Consider the following 21,022-nt stretch of genomic DNA (forward strand, 5'->3'; position numbering starts at 1 on the left):
AATTATAGAGGCAACTGTATATTTATTCATCGTGAGGAATCCATGCAGCCGAATGATCTCGACCGCATCGCCAGGCAGATCCGCCTGCGCGATCTGCAGGCGGTGTTCGAAGCCGGAGCCGGCCATATCGGAGGGGAAATGTCGGCGATCGATATCCTCACGGCACTTTACTTCCGTGTCCTGCGCGTCCGGCCCGAGGCGCCGAAGGATCCCGACCGCGACCGCTTCGTGCTTTCCAAGGGGCATGTCGCTCTGGCGCTCTACGTCACGCTCGCCAAGCGCGGCTTCCTGCCGGAAGAGGAGATCAGCACCTTCCTGAAGCCGCATTCGCGGCTGAACGGCCATCCGAACTGCACCAAGGTGCCGGGCGTGGAAACCAATACCGGCCCGCTCGGCCATGGGCTCCCCGTTGCCGTCGGCATGGCCAAGGCCGCCAAGCTGACGGGCGCGCTCTACCATACCTATGTGCTGACCGGGGATGGCGAGATGCAGGAGGGCTCCAACTGGGAGGCGATCGCCTCCGCGGCCCAGTTCGGCCTCGACAATCTGACTTTGATCATCGACCACAACCGATTCCAGCAGGGCGCGGCCCTGAAGGACACCAACAATCTCGCCCCCTTCCCGCCCAAGCTGAAGGCCTTCGGATGGGATGTGACGGAGATCAACGGCAACGCCATGGACGAGATCGTCCCGGCGCTCGAGAAGCGCGGGCCGCGCCCCCACTGCATCGTCGCCCACACCAATAAGGGCCACGGCATTTCCTTCATGCAGGACCGGGTCGACTGGCACCACAAGGTGCCCAATGCCGAGCAGTACAAGATCGCCGTAGCAGAGCTTTCGGAGGCTTTCTGATGGACCACGCCCCTTCCCGCCCGGCGCTGCACGATTGCCGCGACGCCTTCATCTCGGTCCTCGAGCGACTGGCCGCCGAAAACGGAAAGATCGTCGCCGTCTGCAATGATTCCGTCGGCTCCTCCAAGCTCGGCGGCTTCAAGGAAAAATGGCCGGAGAGGCTGGTCAATGTCGGTATCGCCGAACAGACGCTGGTCGGCGTCGGCGCCGGGCTCGCCAATGGCGGCCTCCTGCCTTTCGTCTGCGGCGCCGCCTGTTTCCTGACTGGCCGCTCCCTGGAGCAGATCAAGGCCGACATCGCCTATTCCAACGCCAATGTGAAGCTCGTGGGCATTTCCTCCGGCATGGCCTATGGTGAGCTGGGTCCCACCCACCACTCGATCGAGGATTTCGCCTGGATGCGCGTGCTGCCCAATCTGCCGATCGTCGCTCCCTGCGACTCGATCGAGACGGCGGCCGCCGTCGAATGGGCCGCGGCCTATGACGGCCCGGTCTTCCTGCGCCTCTCGCGCGTCGGCGTTCCCGATCTCCTGCCGGCGGGCCATCGCTTCACGCTCGGCAAGGCCGACCTTCTGCGCGACGGGGATGCGGTGACGCTGATTGCCAACGGGACCGTCACCCATCGAATCGTGAAGGCGGCCGAGATCCTGGCCGCCAAGGGCGTCGAAGCGCGCGTGCTGAACATGGCGAGCGTCCGGCCGCTCGATGTGGAGGCGGTCGTTGCCGCCGCGCGCGAAACGGGCGCGATCCTGACCGCAGAGGAACATTCGACGATCGGCGGCCTCGGCTCGGCCATTGCCGAAGTGGTGGTTGCCGAAGCGCCGGTGCCGATGAAGATCCTCGGCGTGCCCGGCATCTTCGCACCCACCGGTTCGGCCGAATTCCTGCTCGACGAGTTCGGCATGTCGCCCGCCGCCATTGCCGATGCGGCGCTTGCTCTCATTTCCCGGGCGACCTCGCGCGCAGCCTGAGGGCGCGCGGGGCATGCCTGGCCGGGCGCGGCCTCCCTCCCGAGCCGCGCCCGTCCTTCTTCCGCCGGAGTTTCCATGACCACCGCCATTCTCGCCATCGATCAGGGCACCACCAATTCCAAGGCCGTGCTGGTGAGCGCGACCGGGGAGATCCTGGCGCGAGGGAGCGCGGCGGTCGGCATTGCGCATCCGCAACCGGGCTGGGTGGAGCAGAGCCCCGAGCGGATCTGGTCCTCCGTGCTGGAAGCGATCGCCGCCTGCCTTGCCAAGCAGCCGGGTGTCGCGGTTCTCGCCGTCGCGATTTCCAACCAGCGCGAATCCGTGACCGCCTGGGATGGCGAGACCGGCGCGCCGCTCGGCCCGGTGATCAGCTGGCAGTGCCGGCGCACGGATGCGGACTGCGCGGCGCTGGCGGCCGCAGGCCATGAGCCACGCGTCCAGGCCCTGACCGGCCTGCCGATCGATCCGATGTTTCCGGGGCCGAAGATGCGATGGCTGATGGACCGGGTGCCGGCCGACCGACCGGTCCGCCTCGGCACGATCGACTCCTGGCTGATCCATTGCCTGACCGGCGGCGCGGTCCATGCCTGCGATGCCTCCAACGCCGCGCGCAGCCAGCTCTTCGATCTCAAGGCGCAGGCCTGGAGCGAGGAGCTCTGCGCGCTCTTCGGCGTGCCGATCGCTGCCTTGCCTCATGTCATGGACAGCGCGTCCCGGTTCGGCGTCACCCGGGGCGTGCCGGGCCTGCCGGACGGCATCCCCGTTGCCGCCGCGATCGGCGATAGCCATGCCGCCCTCTTCGGCCACGGCGCCTTCCATCCCGGCGATGGAAAGGTGACCTTCGGCACCGGCTCTTCGGTCATGACCACCCTGCCGCATTTCATTGCGCCGGAGGACGGCATCACCACCACCATCGCCTGGTCGATCGGCGGCCAGGCAACCTACGCCTTCGAGGGCAATATCCTCGTCTCCGCCGCGTCCCTGCCCTGGATGGCGGATCTGCTCGGACTTCCCGACGTGCAGGCGCTGACCGATCTCGCCGCCACGGCCCAGCCCGGCGGGCCGGGCTTCGTGCCTGCTTTCGTCGGCCTCGGCGCCCCCTATTGGAAATCGGACGCGCGCGCGCTGTTCTCCAACATCGCCTTCACCACCAGCCGGGCGCAGATGGCCCGGGCGGTCACCGATTCCATCGCCTTCCAGGTCCACGATGTCTTCCGGGCGATGACGCGCCAATCGCCGGCGCCGCTCCGCCGTCTCTTTGCCGATGGCGGCCCGAGCCAGAACCGCTTCCTGATGCAGTGCGTGGCCGATGCGCTCGACCACGAGCTGACCCCATGCGATGCGCCGGAGGCTTCGGCGCTCGGCGCAGCCTATCTCGCCGGCCTGACGCTCGGCATTTGGCCCAGTCTTGACGCGCTCTCCGCGCTCCCGCGCCCTTGTGCGCCTTTGACGCCTGCGGCCTCGGATATGCCGGCCCGGCTCGCCGTCTGGCAGGACGCCATCTACCGCTCGACCGTCTCCCTTCCATCCGTTATGAGTGAATAAAAATTCACAACCGGAGGTCGGAATGGGACGGCTCAACGAATTGCGACTGATCGCCCGGATCGCCCAGATGTACCATGTCGAGGGCCGGCGGCAGGCGGACATCGCCCAGACGATGCATATGTCACAGGCGACCGTGTCCCGCATGCTCAAGCGCGCGGAGCAGGAAGACATCGTCCGCACCTCCGTCATCCCGCCCGTCGGCACCTTCGCCGATCTCGAAACCGCGCTGCGCGAGCGCTACAGCCTGACCGAGGCCATCGTCATCGACTGCTCGGAGGATCGCGATGGCGCGGTTATGGCACGGATCGGCGAAGCGGCCGCCCATTTCCTCGAGGTCACGCTGCAGCAGGACGAGATCATCGGCGTATCCAGCTGGAGCCAGACGATCCTAAGAATGGTGGACAACATCCACCCGCTGAAAAGCGCTAAGGCCAAATATATCGTGCAGATCCTCGGCGGCATGGGCGATGCCTCGGTGCAGACCCACGCCACGCAGCTAACCGCGCGGCTTGCCAAGCTGACCGGCGGCGAGCCGCGGCTGCTGCTCGTCCAGGGGATCACCTCATCGCGCGAGGCGAAGCTGGTCATGCTGGCCGACCCTGTCGTCCGCGAAACGATCGATCTCTTCTCTCGGCTCAGCCTCGCCATCGTCGGCATCGGCGCCGTCGAGCCGTCGGAGCTCCTCGCGCGCTCCGGCAACACGTTTTCGCGCCAGGAAATGGCGATGCTGCAGGAGTCCGGCGCGGTCGGCGAAATTTCCTATCGCTTCTTCGACAAGGACGGCAAGCCGGTGGAGACGCCGCTGAACGACCGCGTCATCGGTCTGTCGCTCGAGGATCTGCGCAAGACCCGCCGGGTCATGGCGCTGGCGGGCGGGGAATCGAAGACCCAGGCGATCGCCGGGGCGCTGAAGCTCGGCGTCATCGACGTGCTGGTGACGGATAAGTTTTCGGCCGCGCGCCTGACCGCCTGATCCGTGAGCGCGGATCGAGCCTGGCGCGCGGCCTTGTCAGACAAGGAGGACGACGCATGACTCGTTTCGCAGGCCAGACCGTATTCGTAACCGGCGGCAACAAGGGGATCGGCCGGGGCATTGCCACCCGCTTTGCCGAAGAGGGCGCCAAGGTGGCGATCGGCGCTATCGAAGCCGACACGCCGGAGGCGGCCGCGGCCCTTGCCGCGGAGACCGGCGCTGAAACCTTGGGTCTCGCGCTGGACGTGACCGATGCCGCCGCTGTGAAGGCTGCCTATGCGGAGGTCGAGGCCCGGCTCGGCCCCCTCTCCGTCTCCGTCCAGAATGCGGGCGTCATCACCATTGCCCGGGTCGAGGACCTGACCGAGCGCGAATGGGACCTGAACCTCGACGTCAACACCAAGGGCGTCTTCCTCTGCTGCCAGGAGGCGGTGCGTCGTTTCCGGGCGAGCGGCACCAAGGGGCGGCTCGTCAACACCGCCTCCGGCCAGGCACGCCAGGGCTTCATCTACACACCGCATTATGCTGCCTCAAAATTCGGCGTTGTCGGCTTGACCCAAAGTCTCGCCAAGGAACTGGCCCGCGAGGGCATCACTGCCAATGCGATCTGCCCCGGAATCATCCACACCGAAATGTGGGACTATAATGACCGCGTCTGGGGTGAGATGCTTGGCGATTACGGGCCCGGCGAGCTGATGGCCGAATGGGTGAAGGGCATTCCGATGGGCCGCGCCGGCACCCCCGCCGAAGTCGGCGCCCTGGTGGCCTTCCTCGCCTCGGACGACGCCCGCTACATCACCGGCCAGACGATCAATGTCGATGGCGGACTGATCATGTCCTGAGCAAACAGAAGACTGATCTTAGTCGGCGAAAACTTCGAGCTTAGGTCACGTTGATAGAGATCAAGACAGAATAGAGGCACAGAAAGCCCCGCAACAATGATACCGAGGAACCTTTGAAGCGTTCCACGAGCCGTAGAACCTGCAGGGGTTCTTGGTTGCGAGAGCCTGAGCGCAAAGAGAGCTGCAAAATTCTGTTTTTGAAGGGAAGCGACCTGCCCACCCGTGGAACACCTAGTTCTATTGGCAGCACCTTCCCGATCCGGGCAACGGCTTGCTTCTCGGAGTGGTCGGTTTGAGGCTGGATGAGAAATGTCAGGATTTAGGCGCGGTAAGGCGATAGTTGGGGCCTCCGGCAAACCCGGTGCAGTTCAAGCATGTGGACATAAGGCGCGAGGCCTTGCAGGCCGGAATGGCCGGATGTGGTGGAAGCGCCGGCGGTGGGCGCCGGCGCGTTTTGCTAATGGTGGACGATCTCTGTTCCCAAGACCTTCAAGCACTCGCGGATGAAGGCAGCCAGTGCCGTCCAGCCTTTGCCGGAGACCATGGTGCCGTCGACCAGGGCTTCGGTGGGCGAAAGGTCGACATAGGTGCCGCCGGCAAGGGTGACTTCGGGTTCGCAGGCCGCCAGTGCGCCGACCCGCTTGCCACGCACCACGCCATCGACGGCGATCAGGATCTGCACGCCATGGCAGATGGTGAAGATCGGCTTCTGCGCCTCGTGGAAGTGGCGCACGATCGCCTGCACGCGCTTGTCGGTCCGTATATATTCCGGACCGCGTCCGCCCGCGGCATAGACGGCGTGATACTGGTCAAGCTGGTTTTCCGCTTCCGAGAACGTCTTGTTGATCGTGAAGAAGTGGCCGAGCTTCTCGGTATAGGTCTGGTCGCCCTCGAAATCGTGCAGCGATGTCTTGATCAGATCGCCCGCCTTCTTGTCCGGGCAGATGACATGCACGGTGTGTCCGACGGCCTCCATCGCTTGTTGAAAGACGAAAATCTCATATTCCTCGGTGAACTCACCGGTCAGCATCAATATCTTCTTGCCTGGCATGATTGGCTCCTATGCGCATGTTGGATGGGGGCGGCCAGCGCCGCCCCGTCTTCGGGTCTCAGAAGGGCGAGTCCGGGAAGTAATATTCCTGCGCGTTCTCCTGGGTGATGAGCGGCGCGTCGAGCTTGACCGTGCCGCGCACCGGCGCTTGGCCCGTCAGATTGGCGACGGTCATGTAGATCGCGGTCTTGATCATCGCCGGCGGATAGGGCGTCTCGACCGGCGTCATGGCGTCGCCGTCGATCACCTTCTTGACGATGTCCTTCATGCCGTTGCCGCCCAGCGCGAGCTTGATGTCCTTGCGGCCCGACTCCTTCACCGCTTCCAGCACGCCGAGCAGCATGTCGTCGTCATTCGCCCAGACGGCATCGATCTGCGGATATTTGGCGAGATAGTCCTGCATCAGCTTGAAGGCGTCGTCGCTGTTCCAGTTGGCGTACTGGATATCGAGGACCTTCAGATCCGTGTCCTTGATCGCGTCCTGGAAGCCCTTGATCCGCTCATCGTCGATGACGGTCGGGATGCCGCGCAGCACAACGAGATTGCCCTTCCCGCCGAGCTTCTCGATCATGTATTTCGCCGTATTGCGGCCGACCGCGATATTGTCGCCGGCCAGATAGAGATCCTGGATCGAGGGGTCGTTCAAGCCGCGGTCAACGACGGTGATGAAGGTGCCGGCATCCTTGACGGCCTGCACGGGCGTTGTCAGCTCCTCCGATGTATAGGGCAGGATGACGAGAGCATCGAGCTTGCGGCCGGCGGAGAGATCCTCGAGCGCGCTGACCTGGGCGGTGGCGGAGGGCGAGGTCTTGACGATGACCTCGACATCCGGGAAGGCGGCGTTGATTTCCTTGGCCGCAGCCTGGGCGTGATAGACGATGCCGGCCGTCCAGCCATGATCGGCTGCGGGGATCGACACCGCGACCACCTTTTTCTCCGCCGCCAGGGCCTGGCCGGCCATGATGAGCGATGTCACGGCCAGTGCCGCCAGTCTTTTTTTCATAAGCATGCGTTCCTCCCAAATTGGACCTTGAAACTCCTCCGCCGGTCCGATGGCGGGTTACTTCGAAAACCTCTGGATGAGCATGGCGATGATGATGATCACGCCCTGGACGCCAGCGACGAGGTACTCCGAGACGAAATCCGACAGCACCATCAGGTTGGCGATCAGCTCAAGGATGACGGCGCCCGCCACGGTTCCCCAGATGTGGCCCTTGCCTCCCCGCAAGGCCGTTCCGCCGATGACGACGGCGGTGATCACCTGAAGCTCCCAGAGCACGCCGGTCGTCGGCGTCGCCGCGCCAAGCCGCGGGACATAGCAGATGGCCGCAATCGCAACGCAGACGCCCTGGATGGCATAGGCGATGGTGCGCGTGGAGATGACCGAAATGCCGGAATAGCGGGCGACATCCTCATTCGCGCCGACCGCCGCGCACTTGCGCCCATATTTCATCTTGTAAAGCGCGAGGGATGCGATGGCGGCGACGGCGATCGAGATGAGGATCGGATAGGAAATGCCGCCGATCGTCCCGAAGTAGACGGGCCGATAGGCCTCGCGCAGGCTCCTGTCGATCGGGATGGTACCGCCATCCGCCATATAGGTAATCAGGGCGCGAAAGATGCCCATCGTGCCGAGCGTGGCGATGAAGGGCTCGATTTTGCCGACGGTGACGACAAGGCCATTGATGAGACCGCAGACGAGCCCGGTGCCGACAGCCACGGCCATGCCGAGCGGGATCGCCCAAGGCCCCCATGTTGGCGCCATGCTGTTCATGAACAGGATGGTGATGCCGGTGATGAAGGCGGCCATCGAGCCGACGGAGAGATCGAGACCGCCGGACGAGATCACGAAGGTGGCACCCACCGCGATGATCGCGATGAAGGCGCTGCGGGTGATCACATTGGCCAGGTTGGTTCCGGACAGGAAATCCGGGTTGATGCCGAACCCGATCACCAGCAGGGCGGCAAGAGCGAGAAACGGGCCGATATCCGCCCAGCGGATCGTCCAGTCATGCGATGGACGAAGCGCCCCCGCATCGGTGAGTATAGTCATGGCTTTCCTCCCTGCCCCGGCCCCACCGCTCCTTCGGTGGTGGCCAGAAGCGCGACTTCGTGTTCCGTCATCCGCGCGCCCGACAGTTCGCCGGCGATGCGCCCCTCCCGCATCACCAGGATCCGATCACAGATGCCGATCAGCTCCTGCATCTCGGACGAGATGACGATGCAGGTCCGCCCGTCCCCGACGAGCTTCTGTATGAAGGCGTAGATCTGCGCCTTGTTGGCGATATCGATGCCCCGCGTCGGTTCGTCGATGATGACCACTGACGGGTTTGTCAGCATCACCTTGGCAAGCAAGAGCTTCTGCTGATTGCCGCCGGACAGGTGACCGGCATTGACGCCGAGGCTCTTCAGCCGGATGTCGTAGGTCCCGACGGCCTCGCCCAAGGCCGCCTGTTCGCGCCGTCGGCGCAGCATGACGCCGGGGTGGAAGCGGTTGATCGCCGCAAGGGTAAGGTTGGGCGCCAGCCGATCCTGCAGCAGCAGGCCCTTGCCCTTGCGATCCTCGGTCAGATAGCCGATGCCGGCGTCCATGGCGGCTCGCGGGCTGCGGATTTCCAGCAGCTGGCCGCGCAGCAGGACGTGACCCGACGCCGGGCGCAAGCCGGTGATGCCCTCGAAAAGCTCCGTCCGTCCGGCTCCGATCATCCCAGCGAAGCCGAGGATCTCGCCCGTCATTGCTGAGAAGGATACGTCCTTCGCATAACCCGGAACGGTGAACTGGCGGACCTCGAGGAGAGGCTCTCCCAGGCTTTTCGGCTGGCGTTGCGGATACATGGCCGCCAGATCGCGGCCAACCATCAGCTTCGCCATATCCAGCTGTGACAGGCCCTCGGCCGGATAGGTGCCAATCATTGCGCCGTCCCGCAGCACGGTCACCTTGTCGGCGAGACGCTGCACCTCGTCCAGCCGGTGGCTGATATAGAGGATGGCGATGCCGCGCGCCTTGAGCCGGGTGATGATCGAGAGAAGCCGCTCGACCTCCCCGCCCGTCAGCACAGCCGTCGGTTCGTCGAAGATCACGAGCCGATAGTCGTCAAGCAGCGCCCGGGCGATCTGCACCAGCTGCCGGTCGGCTAGAGGTATATCGCGCACCAGCGCGTTGGGAGAGACGAAGCAGCCGAGTTCGGCAAGCTTCTCGGTGGCCAGACGGCGCATGGTCCTGTCGTCGACGATGGCGCCGCGCATCAGCTCGCGGCCGAGAAACAGGTTCTCGGCAACGGTGAGTCCATCCGCGAGCAGGATTTCCTGGTGGACAAGAACGATCCCCGCCTTCTGTGCCTGTTGGGGCTTGGCGAAGGTGACGGCCTGGCCATCCATGATGAGCGTGCCGGTCGTGGGCGCCGCGTAGCCGGCGAGAAGCCGCATGAAGGTGGACTTACCCGCACCGTTCTCGCCGATGACCGCATGCACCTCGCCGGGGAAGATATCGAGACTGACATCCGAAAGGACGGTGACGGTGTCATAGGCCTTGCTCAGGCCCTGGGCGCGTAGCGTCGGTGACGTGGGCTGCGGCGCGGTGGCCGCAGCCTGTTTGACCGGGGCGCGTTCGACGATGGACAGAGTCGACATCGGCCGCTCTCAGTCGAAAGCCGGCAGAAGCCGATCCCGAGAGTGTTCGATATGAGCGCGCATTGCCTGCTCCGCGGCTTTCGGATCGCCGGCGGCAAAGGCCTCGAGCAGGGCCTGGTGCTCGTCCAGGGCCTCCTCGGTCACGCGGGAGTGGAACATCAGTCGGAAGATGTGGAAATGGGTGTGCTGATGGTTCAGGGTTTCGCGGATGAGCTCGTTGCCGGCGAGCTGCATGATCATGTCGTGGAAGATCGCATCCTGACGGGCGAAGGTCGAATAACGCACCCTGTCGTCGGCGCTGCCTCGGCCCATCACGCCGGCTGCATCTCTCAATGCGGCCAAGCTTTCCTCCGTCATGACCTTCGCCGCGCCGGCCGCGCCGTTCGGCTCGAGGAGCAGGCGCAGGGCGTAAAGCTCGTCGAAGCGTCGGCGGGTGATCTGTGGCGCGGCGCTATAGCCGATCAGATGGGTCTTGATGACCAGTCCTTCGCCTTCCAGCCGGCCGAGCGCCTCGCGGATCGGCGTGTGGGAAACGCTGAACTCCTTGACCAGATTGTCGACCGTGATGCGGGCGCCCGGCGCGATCTTCAGCGACATGAGCTGGGCGAAGATCGCATCATAGACGTCGCCGGCCAGGCTGGTCGATCGCTGTATGGCGGAGCCGGCCGCGGGATCAGTGTCGGACTGTCGGGAAATTCTGTTCTGCATGAGTTTGCCCCTTGACATGACCAACCGCTATCACGATGCTCCAGCACATGCAATCCTATATCCTATACGATTTTATATCCGGTAACGCAGCAGTGATAGGACGAGCAGAGTGGATGAGCGTGGCGGGCGGGCGGCGGTGGGCCGCACTCCAGACATGCGGCTGCAAACCTCTTTCGCGTGTGCTCCCTTTGAGGAACTTGGAATGACTCACTTCGCCGCGATCCGGCTGCCGCATGAAATCCTGTTCGGGAAAGGCCAACGTCACGCATTGCCGACGGTCGCCTCGCGCCTCGGCAGGAAGGCGCTCATCTGCACCGACCGCCGCTTCACTGAAACGGACGTGTTTCAGCAGATGATGGATGCTCTGCGCGGCGCATCCATCGAGGTCCTTGTGCATGATCGCGTGCTCCCGGATGTGCCGCGCGAAAGCGTTACGGCCTGCGTGGAAGAGGCGCGGGACTTTCAGCCGGAGATAGTGATCGGGCTTGGTGGCGGAAGCTGCCTGGACATGGCCAAATGCGCCGCCCTCCTCCTCAGCCATGGCGGCCGGCTGCAGGATTACTATGGAGAGTTCAAGGTGCCGGGGCCGATCCTGCCGGTCATCGCCGTTCCGACGACGGCGGGAACGGGGTCCGAAGTCACGCCTGTGGCGGTGATCACCGATCCCGACCGGACGTTGAAGGTCGGCATTTCCAGCCCGCATCTTATCGCCGCCGCAGCGCTTTGCGATCCCGAGCTGACCATGACCTGCCCGCCCGGCCTGACGGCCGTTGCTGGCGCCGATGCGTTGACCCATGCAATCGAGGCCTTCACCGCGGCGCGGCGCGGCGCCGATCCGCTGCTTGCACAAAATCATGTCTTTATCGGCAAAAGCGCGCTGACAGACCATTTTGCCCTCCTCGCCATCAAACTGCTCGGGCGCAGCCTGGAAAGGGCCTATGCAGACGGCTCGGACGAAGAGGCGCGCGCGGATGTGATGATGGGCGCGCTCGCAGCCGGTTGCGCCTTCGGCACGGCGGGCACGGCGGCGGCGCATGCGATCCAATATCCGGCCGGCGCGCTGACGCATACGGCGCATGGCCTCGGCGTCGCCACGCTCCTTCCCTATGTCATGAGCTTCAACAGCAGCGCGGCCGCGCGGGAGCTCGCCGAGGTCGCGACAGCGCTTGGCCTTTCTTCCGCCGGTCGCTCGACCGGAGAGATGGCGCAGGCCGCAATCCAGGAAGTCCAGCGCATCTTCGCGGCGATCGGCATCACCACGACCCTTCAGGCGCTCGGCCTTGCCGCCGATCAGCTCGACTGGACGGCCGAGCAGGCCTTCGGCATCGACCGGCTGATCAAGAACAACCCGCGCAGCTTCGATCTCGACGCCATGAAGCGGCTGGTAACGGCCGCCTATGATGGTGACGTCGCCGCCAGCGCCCTCTAATCAGGACCATTGACCATGACCCTTGCCCATGCCCGCCTGCCCGCCGAGCACGCTTTGCCAGACCTCGCTGCCGCTTCGCGCGGCCTCTACATTGGCGGACAATGGGTCCCGTCCGATACGGGCGGCTCGATCCCCGTCGTCGATCCGTCGACGGAAGCCGTTCTGGCCCATGTGCCGGATGCAGGCCCGGACGAGGTGGCAAAAGCGGTGGAAGCCGCGGCCTCGGCAACACCCCTCTGGCGCGACACCCCGCCCCGCAAGCGGTCGGAAATCCTGCGCCGCTGTTTCGAGCTGATGGTCGAGCGCGCCGAGATGCTTGCTCAGCTGATCTCGATGGAAAACGGCAAGGCGCTCAAGGACGCCCGCGGCGAGGTCGCCTACGCGGCCGAATTCTTCCGCTGGAATGCCGAAGAGGCCGTGCGCATCAGCGGCGAATTCGCGCTCGCGCCGGCCGGCGCGAACAGGATCATCGTCGATTACCAGCCGATCGGCATCTGCCTGCTGATCACGCCCTGGAACTTTCCCGCCGCCATGGCGACGCGCAAGATCGCGCCGGCGCTTGCCGCCGGCTGCACCGTCATCCTCAAGCCGGCGAGCGAGACGCCGCTGACCGCCTATGCGTTGGCCGCACTTTATGAAGAGGCAGGCGTTCCCGCCGGCGTCGTCAATGTGCTGACGACGAGCGATCCGGGCAGCATGAGCGCCGCCATCCTCGCCGATCCGCGCGTGCGCAAACTGTCCTTTACCGGCTCTACCGGTGTCGGTCGGGCGCTGCTGGCGGAAGCGTCGAAGCACGTCATCTCCTGCTCGATGGAGCTCGGCGGCAACGCGCCTTTCATCGTCTTCGACGATGCGGACCTCGAGGCGGCGCTCGATGGGGCCATGGTCGCCAAGATGCGGAATGCCGGCGAGGCCTGCACGGCCGCAAACCGCATCTTCGTTCAGGACGGCATCTATGACGCCTTCGCCGCGGCCCTGACGCGTCGGATGCAGGCCCTGACGATCGGCGCCGGCGCCTCGGACAAAACCGACTGCGGCCCGATGATCACGCGCAAGGCGGTGGAGAAGATCAGTCGCCTCGTCGATGACGCCAGACAGCGGGGCGCTAGGGCGCTGTGCGGTGGCGAAGCTTCGGACGGAACCGGCTTCTTCTATCCGCCGACGGTGCTTGTCGATGTCGACCGGGACTCGCTGATGGCACGCGAGGAGATCTTCGGGCCCGTCGCTCCGCTCTATCGCTTCACACACGAAGACGAGGTGATCGATCTTGCCAACGACACGGAATACGGGCTTGCCGCCTATATCTACACCCGTGATGTCGGGCGGGGCCTGCGCGTCTGCTCCCGTATCGAGGCGGGCATGATCGGGCTCAATCGCGGCCTGGTTTCCGACCCGGCCGCCCCCTTCGGCGGCGTCAAGCAGAGCGGCCTGGGGCGCGAGGGCGGCCAGCACCACGGGATCGCTGAGTTCATGGAAGCCAAATATATCGCAACCAGCTTCTGAGCGCCGCGGTGCAGCGCGACCCGTTCCATATCCGCAGCCACGTCGCCGATTTCGACGTCATCGTCGATGAGATACTCCGACGAAGCGCGGCAGCGCGGCGCGCATTGCCGATGGCGGCAGACCTTGCTTATGGAACCGGTCCGGCCGAGACGGTCGATCTGTTCTTCCCGCCTGGGCCGCGCCACAGCCTGCCAGTCCACCTGTTCATCCATGGCGGCTACTGGCGTATGTTCTCCAAGCGGGACTATGCGATGATGGCCGAGAGCATCACCACGGCCGGTGCCATCGCCGTCATCCTCGATTACGACTTGATGCCGGGCGCAAGGCTCGCCACGCTCGTCGATCAGACGCGCAGAGCCGCGGGTTGGATCGGCTCGCACGTCGCCGAGTTCGGTGGCGACCCGGAGCGCCTGAGCGTCAGCGGCCACTCCGCCGGCGCGCATCTCGCAACCTTCCTCCTCCATGCGGGTCGGGAACGACCAGCGATCCGCGAAGCGCTTCTTCTCGGCGGGCTCTACGATCTGAAGCCGCTCCAGCACTCTTTCCTGCAAGAGGAAATCGGTCTGACGGATGAGGAGGTCGCGCGTTTTACGCCGCTGACGCAGGACCACGATCCGGCCTGCCGCGCCAATATCCTCGTCGGAGGCGAGGAGACCGCGCCCTTCCACGACCAGGCGAGCCGCTTCGCGGATCATCTTCGCAGTCAGGGACTGTCCGTGCAGGCGCTTGCCGTTGAAGGCGAAAACCATATGAGCAGCGTGCTGAATCTCGGCATTCCAGGCAACGCGCTCAGCCAGGCCCTACAGACGATGATCGCGCGGACTTGATGCGGCGCCCGGCTTCTTCGGCTTGACGCATGCTCTCAGCTTGCGCATCGCCCGTCCGAAGCTCGGTGCCTTTCACTGCCGCGTTCGGCGGACTTGAAGAGGCCGGCACCATTGAGGGTTTGAGGGGCCGTGCCGTTCTCCTTGATCGAGAATGGTTGAGACGGCGCTTACTGTCCGCTTCGGCGCAGGGGACCGCTCGAGGCGAAGACGCGGCCTTTCGAAACCAGAGCGGCGGGGATGGGCGAGCGGCGCGCGCAGCATCCGCAGCCGATGGGATGCGCGCCCTGCGCCGCGGGACGACCGCTCTCGTCTCTCCGCCCGCTCGCATTGACCCCGCTGCGCCAGGGCAGGTCGATGCCTGCGAGGGCGGGCGCGCTCAGCAGGTCCCGCGCCGCCATGGCATTGCAGGTCGGGCAGGCCTGCGGGTCGCGGAACGCCGCCAGGGGACGCATCGCTGTGAAGGGTCCGCAGTGAGGGCAGCGATAGTCATAGGTCGGCATGGCGTGTCTCGAGGTTCGAGAGGATGGGCAGCGAAGGCGGCCCTGCAGCCCCCTTTGCCTGGATGGGCCATCATGCGGCGGGCTTGAGGATGACTTTTGTCCAGCCATCGTCCCGGTCATCGAAATGCTTGTATCCGGCCGGCGCCTCGTTGAGCGGCAGCTCGTGCGACACGATGAAGGAGGGCTTGGCGCGCCCGTTGAAAATCAGGTCCCGCAGCTGCCGGTTATAGGCCTTGACGTTGCACTGGCCCGTCCCGATCGATTGCCCCTTGAACCAGCACAGTCCGTAGTCGAACACGATCTCGCCCTGCTTGTAGAGCTCGTCCTGCGGTGCGGGATCCTGGGGCACGAAGACGCCGACGACACCGATGCCGCCGGTGAACTTCACCGATTTGACAAGGTCGTTCATGGTCATGTTGGGATGTTCCTGGCCCTGCGGATCATGGGCCTGATAGCCGACGCATTCGCAGCCTCTATCGGCGCCGATGCCGTTCGTCAGCGCGAGCACCTGATCCACCGAAGACCCCTTGGAATCATCGATGGCGATGGCCCCGATCGATTCAGCAAGGCGCAACCGATCGGGATGACGGTCGACGACCATCACAAGACTGGCGCCTTTGATCATGGCCGAATGGGCGGCCATGAGGCCGACGGGCCCGGCGCCGTAGATGACGACCGACTCGCCCGGGCGCAGTCCTGCGAGCTCGGTGCAGTGCCATCCTGTCGGGAAGATATCGGCCAGCATCACATAGTCATTCTGCCGCTCCTCGGCATCCGGCGGCAACTTCAGGCAGTTATAGTCGCCATAGGGAACGCGCAGAAGATCCGCCTGACCGCCGCGGTAGGGACCCATTCCGGCAAAGCCATAGGCGGCACCCGCCATATTCGGGAAAACGCTTCGATCCGCCGTCGTCAGGCAGAAGGCGCTGAGGCCGCGTTCGCAGTTCTTGCAGAAGCCGCAGCCGATGTTGAAGGGGATCGCGACCCAATCGCCGACCTTCACGCGATCGACCGCCGGACCCACCTCTTCCACCTGGCCGAGATTCTCATGGCCGAACACGCCGCCCGGCTGAAAGTCGGTGCGACCTTCGTACATGTGCAGGTCGGAACCGCATATGTTCGTGCTGGTGATCCTGACGAGAACGTCGGTCGGCTTCTCGATCCGGGCGTCGGAAACGTCCTGGACCGCCACATCGCGGGGCCCGTTATAAACAACTGCTCTCATGACATCCTCCTTTAAAAGGCAATGACGGCTCGGGTTTCCGGGAGAGAGGCTGCTTGAGCCTGTCGACCCTTCTGGTCGGTCTTTCAGCGGAAGTCCTGCGGCATTTCGAGATTGACGATCAGCTGACGACTTGGCCGCTTTGGTCGGGTAGCTTGTAAGCGAGCAGGTCGGCGTACCGGATCTCCGGTGCACCCTCGAAGAGCTCGAGGCTGCGCGCAACAAGCTCGCGACCGACCTTGCCGGCGAGATGGGCAAGTCGCCCGGCATCGTCAGGAAAGGTGTCGAAAATCGCGAAGTCGTCCGGACCAAAGCGCAGCGCGTACCATGTGGTCGTATCGTCCTCCTCCATCACCGCGTCGAGGCCGCTGCGCAGAAAGGCTTCCACCTCGTCGCCTTTTCCTTCCTTTACCCGCAGGCGGACGAACAATCCTTTCGCCACCCCGACCGACGTCCGGCGAGCGAATGCTCGGCCAGCCAACGCGGTCGCCTCGGGCGAGGTGTCATGTGTCGTGTTTTCCATCTCAAGATCCTCCATTTCGTTGCGACGAGGCTTCACCGATTTCGGGGGATCTGGGCACTCGCACCATCCCTAAGGAATCCTACGTGGGGGGGACCATCGACACGGGGGAAGCACTGCTTTCCAGCCTGTCAGCGTTGCCCCGATATGTTTCGTACGGGTAACCTGATTTCGAAGCATTTCGACCCGGCGCCATGCTGGATGAACATCCCATCGGCCGTTTCGATGAGCCGCCTGGCCAGAGGCAAGCCCATGCCGCTTGAGTTCGGGAGATGCGGTGACGGAAACGGCAGGCCATCGTCATCGACCAGGATCGCGACGTGGCCCGAACCACAGCGCCGGACCGAGATCGTGATGTGGCCGGCCTTTCCGTCTTCGAACGCATGTTTGAGAGCGTTGGTCGCAAGCTCGTTCACCACGAGCGCCGAGGTGGTGATGTGCTCCGAGGAGAGCCCTTCGGCTTCATCGTCGATCTGCATCGAAATCAGGATCTTACGGGGCTCGGCCTGACTGAGCAGAGCCCGACACACCTGCCCAAGAGCGATCTCCAGGCTCGGAGAGCGTCGGTAGTTCAATTCGGTGCGCGCACGCGCCAGGATGCCGACGCGCGCCATGACGTCCGCTAAGGCATCGCGGGTCTCGTCATTCGTCGCTCGGCGGCTCTGCAGCGACAGCAGGCTGACGACGAGCTGGAGATCGTTGGTGCATCGATGATAGGTTTCGCGCAGCAACAGGTTGTCCAGCGAATGTAACTCGAGTTGAATCATCGGATGTTCCACCTGTCTGTCGAGGGTCGGAAGCAAGTATCGTGACAGCCAGGAAGAAAACAAAGACACTGAACTGGAAGCCTGATCACCGCCGTCACGAGGTGATGTCCCATCCTTTCAATCGGATCGGTGCCGGGACATCAGGAGAAACCCTAGGTAATCTTCCGCCCCTTGCTACCCGCCTCCGACGACGCAATGCCTGCCGCGAGCGCGATCTGACCCAGTTCGGTCAGGCTGCCCGCTCCCAGCTTGTTCATCACCTGTGATCGATGCAGCTCGACCGTTCGCGGGCTGATGCCGAGGGCCTGAGCGATGATCTTGTCGTGCCGCCGTCCACCAATCCCACCAGCACTTCGCGCTCCCGCGGCGTCAGGCGCGCGATGTGGGCGCTCGCCTGCTCATTGCGCGTTGCCGGACGCACGGTCGCCTGGCTTTCGGCGAGAACCGCGCCGAGCTTGTCGCGCAGCACGGCCTCTTCGCTGAACACGATGAAGTCGATCGCGCCGGCCTTCATCGCCGCAACCGCGGCTTCGGCGCCGGCCGTGGCATCATCGAGCGCGATGGTCGGCAAAGCGATCGACCGCGCCTTGAGCTCACGCGGGATCGACAGGCCATCGTCGCGCTCGCTGCGCAGGTCGACCAGAACGCAACCCGACGTCAGAACCGGCGCAACATCGAGAAAGGAAGCGGCGCTCCGGAAGATGCGGGCGTGATAATCCCCCATGCGGACAAGGCCTGCGAGATGGCGCGCCTCGGCCTCCCTGGTACTGACGATATAGACCTGCCGGCTGTCCTCACGGGTCAGATCCTCGGCGATTCCACCGATGCGGGTGATGACGCCACGGCTGTCACGAATTGGAAAACTCGTATCGCGCAGCCAACGGATCCCCTCATCCTTTCGCCTCACGATCCGATACTCGAATTGCGTGACCTCGCCGGCCTCCACGTTTCCAAGTGCGCGAAGCACGCCGGCGCGATCGTCGAGATGAACGCCTTCCAGCCAGGTCTCCAGAGTCGTCGGCGCGTCTTCCAGAGACTCGCCCCAGATCTGCGTGAAGGCTGCGCTGCGGAAGACGATCGCCCCCGATGCTACCTCGGCGATCCAGAGCAGATTGGTGCTGTTCTCGGCGAAGCTGCGAAACTGAGCGTCGCTTTCCCGCACCGCAGCCTCAGTGCGGCGTTGTTCCGAAACATCAATGGCTGCGCCGATGAACCCGACCGCGCGGCCATTCTCGAATTCCGTCCGGCCCGACGTCGCGATGTGGCGGGTAATGCCGTCATCCCGTCCGATCACGCGATACTCGATCGCATAACGACCATCTCCCACCGGATCGATGCAGGCGGCGATCGCCTGACGAACTGCGGGCAGGTCGTCTGGATGAATTCCTGCTTCGTAAACAGAAATATCGACCCGCTCGTTTGGAGCAAGCCCCCACATAGCATGCAGCTGGTCGTCCCAATCGAGCGCGCCTGTCACCGGATCCCAGGCATAGATACCGAGGCCGACCAGCTCAGTCGCAGCGCGCAGGCGCGCTTCGCTGCGCTTCAGGGCCTCGTCAATCGATCGCCGCTCGCTGGTGTCTCGCGATACACCCACGACGAGCTCGACCGAACCGTCCTCGGCCCGGATCGGACCCCAGCGATAGGTGAAGTAGGCGGCGACTCCTGTCGGACTTTCGAAAAACACTTCGTCTTCGATCGTCGAACCATCCTTGAAGACGCGATCGATGTCGCGGTTAAGGTGAGCTGCCAGATCTGGCGGATAGTTCAGATCTTCAAAGTTTCGACCCAGCATGTCCCTTTCCGTCAGCCCAAACAGCCCAAGCATGATGGGATTGGCATAAGCGAACCTGCGCTCTGCATCGAAGGCGTAGACATAGTCGGGGATCGACGACAGCGTCGCCTGCAGAAACCGCGACTGGATGGCATATCGTGCTGCGGACGCCTCAATTTGCTCGCGCGCGCGCTTGAGATCGTCAACGTCCTGCACGACCACGATGGCTTGATTGCCGTCCGCACTCTCCCTGCGAAAGGGAACTGCGCTGACGCGCAACCAGCGTTCCGGCCCCTTGCTGCTCTCATACAGGAAGTCGATGCCGGGCATCACCTGTTCGCCACGCAGGGCACGCGCGCCCGGATAGTCGCTCGGGTCTATCAGTCGGCCACGGGCGTCATACCCTCGCCACCGCCGCGTTTCTGCGGACTGGCGGGAAGGCAGGCGGTCCAGAGGCGCATAGTCTCGCAGCGATTGGTTGGAATGGATCAGACTGCCGTCGCGATCATAGACACCGACGCCGAGGGGCAGGTTCTGCAGAACCGAGGCGAGCAGCATGCGCTCGTCCCGCAGGGCACGTTCGATGTGACTGTGGCTCGACGCATATAGGGTAGGGTCATCGTGCGATCGATCATCCGACACATCTCATCCCCCATCCCGACACACCACCGGTGCATCGCTAACTGAGGATGGTTAGGAGGGTTCCCGGACGATGTCAGAGAATTGCTTATGCCGTTGGTCTCAAGAAACACCAGACGTCCGCGACACGGATATCCAACGAGGAAGCACGGCGCGTGCGAGGTGGGTACCGGGCGATCCGCGCAACGCTATCTTCGCGGCCACGCGATCCATCGTTGATCAGCGGTCGGCGACGGCATGAGTGTGGTTGCCGTTCAAACCGTCGTGGCCTCGTTGCGACAGACATCGATAAATGCACGGAGCGCCGAGGACGTGAACCGGCTCGGATAATAGAGCCGCGGCCCCTCCAGCTCAGCCCACCAGTCGGGCAGTACAGGGATAAGCGTTCCGGCCCGGAAGTCGCTCTCAAGCCAGTTGCGGAAAGTGCCGATGATGCCTAGTCCTGCTCGCACATAGTCCAATCCCGTGTTCAACGCGTTGACGCTCAGAACGAGGGAGGTCGTGGGTTCGACTATGTTTGCCGTTTCGTCCCCACGCCGCAACGACCAGGGAATGAGCATCCCGTCGGGCAGTCGATATCTGATCGCACGATGGTCGGTCAGCTCCAGCGGCTCCCTAGGCAGCCCGTACTGCCTCACATAGGAGGGCGACGCCGCAAGTGCGATCTGCTGCAGGCGAGGACCGATCGGGATGGAAATCATGTCCTTTTGGATGGAATCGCCATACCGGATGCCTGCGTCGCAACCCGCTGCAATGATGTCGACGAAGCCGTTCTCCACCACGATCTCGACCTGTACCTTCGGGTGCCTTCGCTGCAATTCAACGATCAGCGGCGGGAGGATGTCCGGAACAACCGCACCTGGAACGTTCAATCTCAGATGGCCCTGAATCTGGTCCGCCGAATCCGCCGCCTCGAAACAAGCGACGTCGATCTCGGTCATCAGGGGCTGAAGGCGTTCTGCCAGCCTCTGGCCTTGATCCGTGGCCCGCAGACTTCGGGTGGAACGCAAGACAAGCGGCACGCCGAGCTGCTTCTCGATCCGCGAAACCGTGGTGCTGACTTTCGAAGGAGCAATGCCCAGCCGCTTCGCCGCTGCGCGGAAGCCGCCCTCGTTCAAGACGCTGAGAAATACCTGAAGATCGTTCGGCGAAACATTGTTCTTCATGCAGAACAGCCTATTCGAAACCGAGCCGATTATCAACGAAAGGGGTACCAGTTAACGTCCGCTGTGCTCGCTACCCGCAGGGGGCGTCGACAAGGGGAAATTT

20 protein-coding genes are annotated in these 21,022 nt (G+C 64.0%); 8 read left to right on the forward strand and 12 right to left on the reverse strand.

What is annotated here, in order from left to right:
* The first annotated feature begins 42 nt into the window (after positions 1–42).
* From ACLE20_RS02310 to ACLE20_RS02330, 5 genes are all read left to right on the forward strand, one after another.
* Positions 43–852 carry a transketolase gene (locus ACLE20_RS02310; protein WP_410938628.1) on the forward strand — a complete coding sequence of 270 codons (810 nt, stop codon included), beginning with the start codon at positions 43–45 and terminating at the stop codon, positions 850–852.
* Positions 852–1,823 (forward strand): transketolase family protein, encoded by a 972-nt coding sequence (locus ACLE20_RS02315; RefSeq protein ID WP_410938629.1) that lies wholly within the window; start codon positions 852–854, stop codon positions 1,821–1,823. Before ACLE20_RS02310 ends, ACLE20_RS02315 begins: the two co-directional genes overlap by 1 nt.
* Positions 1,824–1,898: 75 nt before the next feature.
* Positions 1,899–3,368, forward strand: coding sequence for an FGGY family carbohydrate kinase (locus tag ACLE20_RS02320; RefSeq protein ID WP_410938630.1), 1,470 nt, complete (start codon positions 1,899–1,901; stop codon positions 3,366–3,368).
* 22 nt (positions 3,369–3,390) lie between these two features.
* The gene (locus tag ACLE20_RS02325) at positions 3,391–4,341 is read left to right on the forward strand and encodes a sugar-binding transcriptional regulator (protein ID WP_410938631.1); all 951 of its coding nucleotides are present in this window, start codon (positions 3,391–3,393) and stop codon (positions 4,339–4,341) included.
* Between the two features lie 56 nt (positions 4,342–4,397).
* The gene (locus ACLE20_RS02330; protein WP_410938632.1) at positions 4,398–5,183 is read left to right on the forward strand and encodes an SDR family oxidoreductase; all 786 of its coding nucleotides are present in this window, start codon (positions 4,398–4,400) and stop codon (positions 5,181–5,183) included.
* 457 nt (positions 5,184–5,640) lie between these two features.
* Here ACLE20_RS02330 and ACLE20_RS02335 read toward each other — a convergent pair whose 3' ends face one another.
* The 5 genes from ACLE20_RS02335 to ACLE20_RS02355 are packed head-to-tail and all read right to left on the reverse strand — an operon-like array spanning position 5,641 to position 10,572.
* Positions 5,641–6,234, reverse strand: a complete 594-nt coding sequence (locus ACLE20_RS02335) for a DJ-1/PfpI family protein (protein WP_323107750.1) — start codon at positions 6,232–6,234, stop codon at positions 5,641–5,643.
* Between the two features lie 58 nt (positions 6,235–6,292).
* Positions 6,293–7,243 (reverse strand): substrate-binding domain-containing protein, encoded by a 951-nt coding sequence (locus tag ACLE20_RS02340; RefSeq protein ID WP_410938633.1) that lies wholly within the window; start codon positions 7,241–7,243, stop codon positions 6,293–6,295.
* A 51-nt stretch (positions 7,244–7,294) separates the two neighbouring features.
* Positions 7,295–8,287 carry an ABC transporter permease gene (locus ACLE20_RS02345; RefSeq protein ID WP_410938634.1) on the reverse strand — a complete coding sequence of 331 codons (993 nt, stop codon included), beginning with the start codon at positions 8,285–8,287 and terminating at the stop codon, positions 7,295–7,297.
* Positions 8,284–9,864: a sugar ABC transporter ATP-binding protein gene (locus tag ACLE20_RS02350; RefSeq protein ID WP_410938635.1), complete on the reverse strand. Its 1,581-nt coding sequence runs from the start codon at positions 9,862–9,864 to the stop codon at positions 8,284–8,286. Before ACLE20_RS02350 ends, ACLE20_RS02345 begins: the two co-directional genes overlap by 4 nt.
* Positions 9,865–9,873: 9 nt before the next feature.
* The gene (locus tag ACLE20_RS02355; protein WP_410938636.1) at positions 9,874–10,572 is read right to left on the reverse strand and encodes a GntR family transcriptional regulator; all 699 of its coding nucleotides are present in this window, start codon (positions 10,570–10,572) and stop codon (positions 9,874–9,876) included.
* Between the two features lie 202 nt (positions 10,573–10,774).
* Between ACLE20_RS02355 and ACLE20_RS02360 the strand changes: the two genes are divergently transcribed.
* Genes ACLE20_RS02360 through ACLE20_RS02370 form a run of 3 tightly spaced genes read left to right on the forward strand, consistent with a single transcriptional unit; the run spans position 10,775 to position 14,331 of the window.
* Positions 10,775–12,001 (forward strand): iron-containing alcohol dehydrogenase, encoded by a 1,227-nt coding sequence (locus ACLE20_RS02360; protein ID WP_410938637.1) that lies wholly within the window; start codon positions 10,775–10,777, stop codon positions 11,999–12,001.
* 15 nt (positions 12,002–12,016) lie between these two features.
* On the forward strand, positions 12,017–13,504 hold the full coding sequence (locus ACLE20_RS02365; protein ID WP_410938638.1) for an NAD-dependent succinate-semialdehyde dehydrogenase: 1,488 nt from the start codon (positions 12,017–12,019) through the stop codon (positions 13,502–13,504).
* 8 nt (positions 13,505–13,512) lie between these two features.
* A complete protein-coding gene (locus tag ACLE20_RS02370; protein ID WP_410938639.1) occupies positions 13,513–14,331 on the forward strand; it encodes an alpha/beta hydrolase in 819 nt (272 codons plus the stop codon).
* Between the two features lie 167 nt (positions 14,332–14,498).
* Here ACLE20_RS02370 and ACLE20_RS02375 read toward each other — a convergent pair whose 3' ends face one another.
* The 7 genes from ACLE20_RS02375 to ACLE20_RS02405 all read right to left on the reverse strand — a co-directional run bounded on the left by ACLE20_RS02375 (position 14,499) and on the right by ACLE20_RS02405 (position 20,919).
* Complete coding sequence (locus tag ACLE20_RS02375; RefSeq protein WP_410938640.1) at positions 14,499–14,831, reverse strand: FmdB family zinc ribbon protein; 333 nt, start codon at positions 14,829–14,831, stop codon at positions 14,499–14,501.
* Between the two features lie 70 nt (positions 14,832–14,901).
* Positions 14,902–16,056 (reverse strand): glutathione-independent formaldehyde dehydrogenase, encoded by a 1,155-nt coding sequence (locus tag ACLE20_RS02380; RefSeq protein WP_410938641.1) that lies wholly within the window; start codon positions 16,054–16,056, stop codon positions 14,902–14,904.
* Between the two features lie 118 nt (positions 16,057–16,174).
* Positions 16,175–16,591, reverse strand: a complete 417-nt coding sequence (locus ACLE20_RS02385; protein ID WP_410938642.1) for a putative quinol monooxygenase — start codon at positions 16,589–16,591, stop codon at positions 16,175–16,177.
* Positions 16,592–16,704: 113 nt separating this feature from the next.
* Complete coding sequence (locus ACLE20_RS02390; protein WP_410938643.1) at positions 16,705–17,340, reverse strand: histidine kinase dimerization/phosphoacceptor domain -containing protein; 636 nt, start codon at positions 17,338–17,340, stop codon at positions 16,705–16,707.
* Between the two features lie 152 nt (positions 17,341–17,492).
* A complete protein-coding gene (locus ACLE20_RS02395) occupies positions 17,493–17,681 on the reverse strand; it encodes a LuxR C-terminal-related transcriptional regulator (RefSeq protein WP_410939118.1) in 189 nt (62 codons plus the stop codon).
* Complete coding sequence (locus tag ACLE20_RS02400) at positions 17,597–19,672, reverse strand: PAS domain S-box protein (RefSeq protein ID WP_410938644.1); 2,076 nt, start codon at positions 19,670–19,672, stop codon at positions 17,597–17,599. Before ACLE20_RS02400 ends, ACLE20_RS02395 begins: the two co-directional genes overlap by 85 nt.
* 335 nt (positions 19,673–20,007) lie before the next feature.
* Positions 20,008–20,919: a LysR family transcriptional regulator gene (locus tag ACLE20_RS02405; protein WP_410938645.1), complete on the reverse strand. Its 912-nt coding sequence runs from the start codon at positions 20,917–20,919 to the stop codon at positions 20,008–20,010.
* Positions 20,920–21,022 lie beyond the last annotated feature (103 nt).

The sequence above is a fragment of the Rhizobium sp. YIM 134829 genome (genome assembly GCF_046546455.1).

Bases quoted from the DNA above. Each gene is read 5' to 3' on its own strand.
- ACLE20_RS02365 (WP_410938638.1), top strand. From the start codon at position 12,017: ATGACCCTTGCCCATGCCCGCCTGCCCGCCGAGCACGCTTTGCCAGAC.
- ACLE20_RS02310 (WP_410938628.1), top strand. From the start codon at position 43: ATGCAGCCGAATGATCTCGACCGCATCGCCAGGCAGATCCGCCTGCGC.
- ACLE20_RS02405 (WP_410938645.1), bottom strand. From the start codon at position 20,919: ATGAAGAACAATGTTTCGCCGAACGATCTTCAGGTATTTCTCAGCGTC.
- ACLE20_RS02315 (WP_410938629.1), top strand. From the start codon at position 852: ATGGACCACGCCCCTTCCCGCCCGGCGCTGCACGATTGCCGCGACGCC.
- ACLE20_RS02355 (WP_410938636.1), bottom strand. From the start codon at position 10,572: ATGCAGAACAGAATTTCCCGACAGTCCGACACTGATCCCGCGGCCGGC.
- ACLE20_RS02385 (WP_410938642.1), bottom strand. From the start codon at position 16,591: ATGGAGGATCTTGAGATGGAAAACACGACACATGACACCTCGCCCGAG.
- ACLE20_RS02340 (WP_410938633.1), bottom strand. From the start codon at position 7,243: ATGCTTATGAAAAAAAGACTGGCGGCACTGGCCGTGACATCGCTCATC.
- ACLE20_RS02330 (WP_410938632.1), top strand. From the start codon at position 4,398: ATGACTCGTTTCGCAGGCCAGACCGTATTCGTAACCGGCGGCAACAAG.
- ACLE20_RS02400 (WP_410938644.1), bottom strand. From the start codon at position 19,672: ATGCTGCTCGCCTCGGTTCTGCAGAACCTGCCCCTCGGCGTCGGTGTC.
- ACLE20_RS02360 (WP_410938637.1), top strand. From the start codon at position 10,775: ATGACTCACTTCGCCGCGATCCGGCTGCCGCATGAAATCCTGTTCGGG.
- ACLE20_RS02375 (WP_410938640.1), bottom strand. From the start codon at position 14,831: ATGCCGACCTATGACTATCGCTGCCCTCACTGCGGACCCTTCACAGCG.
- ACLE20_RS02390 (WP_410938643.1), bottom strand. From the start codon at position 17,340: ATGATTCAACTCGAGTTACATTCGCTGGACAACCTGTTGCTGCGCGAA.
- ACLE20_RS02345 (WP_410938634.1), bottom strand. From the start codon at position 8,287: ATGACTATACTCACCGATGCGGGGGCGCTTCGTCCATCGCATGACTGG.
- ACLE20_RS02350 (WP_410938635.1), bottom strand. From the start codon at position 9,864: ATGTCGACTCTGTCCATCGTCGAACGCGCCCCGGTCAAACAGGCTGCG.
- ACLE20_RS02320 (WP_410938630.1), top strand. From the start codon at position 1,899: ATGACCACCGCCATTCTCGCCATCGATCAGGGCACCACCAATTCCAAG.
- ACLE20_RS02325 (WP_410938631.1), top strand. From the start codon at position 3,391: ATGGGACGGCTCAACGAATTGCGACTGATCGCCCGGATCGCCCAGATG.
- ACLE20_RS02380 (WP_410938641.1), bottom strand. From the start codon at position 16,056: ATGAGAGCAGTTGTTTATAACGGGCCCCGCGATGTGGCGGTCCAGGAC.
- ACLE20_RS02335 (WP_323107750.1), bottom strand. From the start codon at position 6,234: ATGCCAGGCAAGAAGATATTGATGCTGACCGGTGAGTTCACCGAGGAA.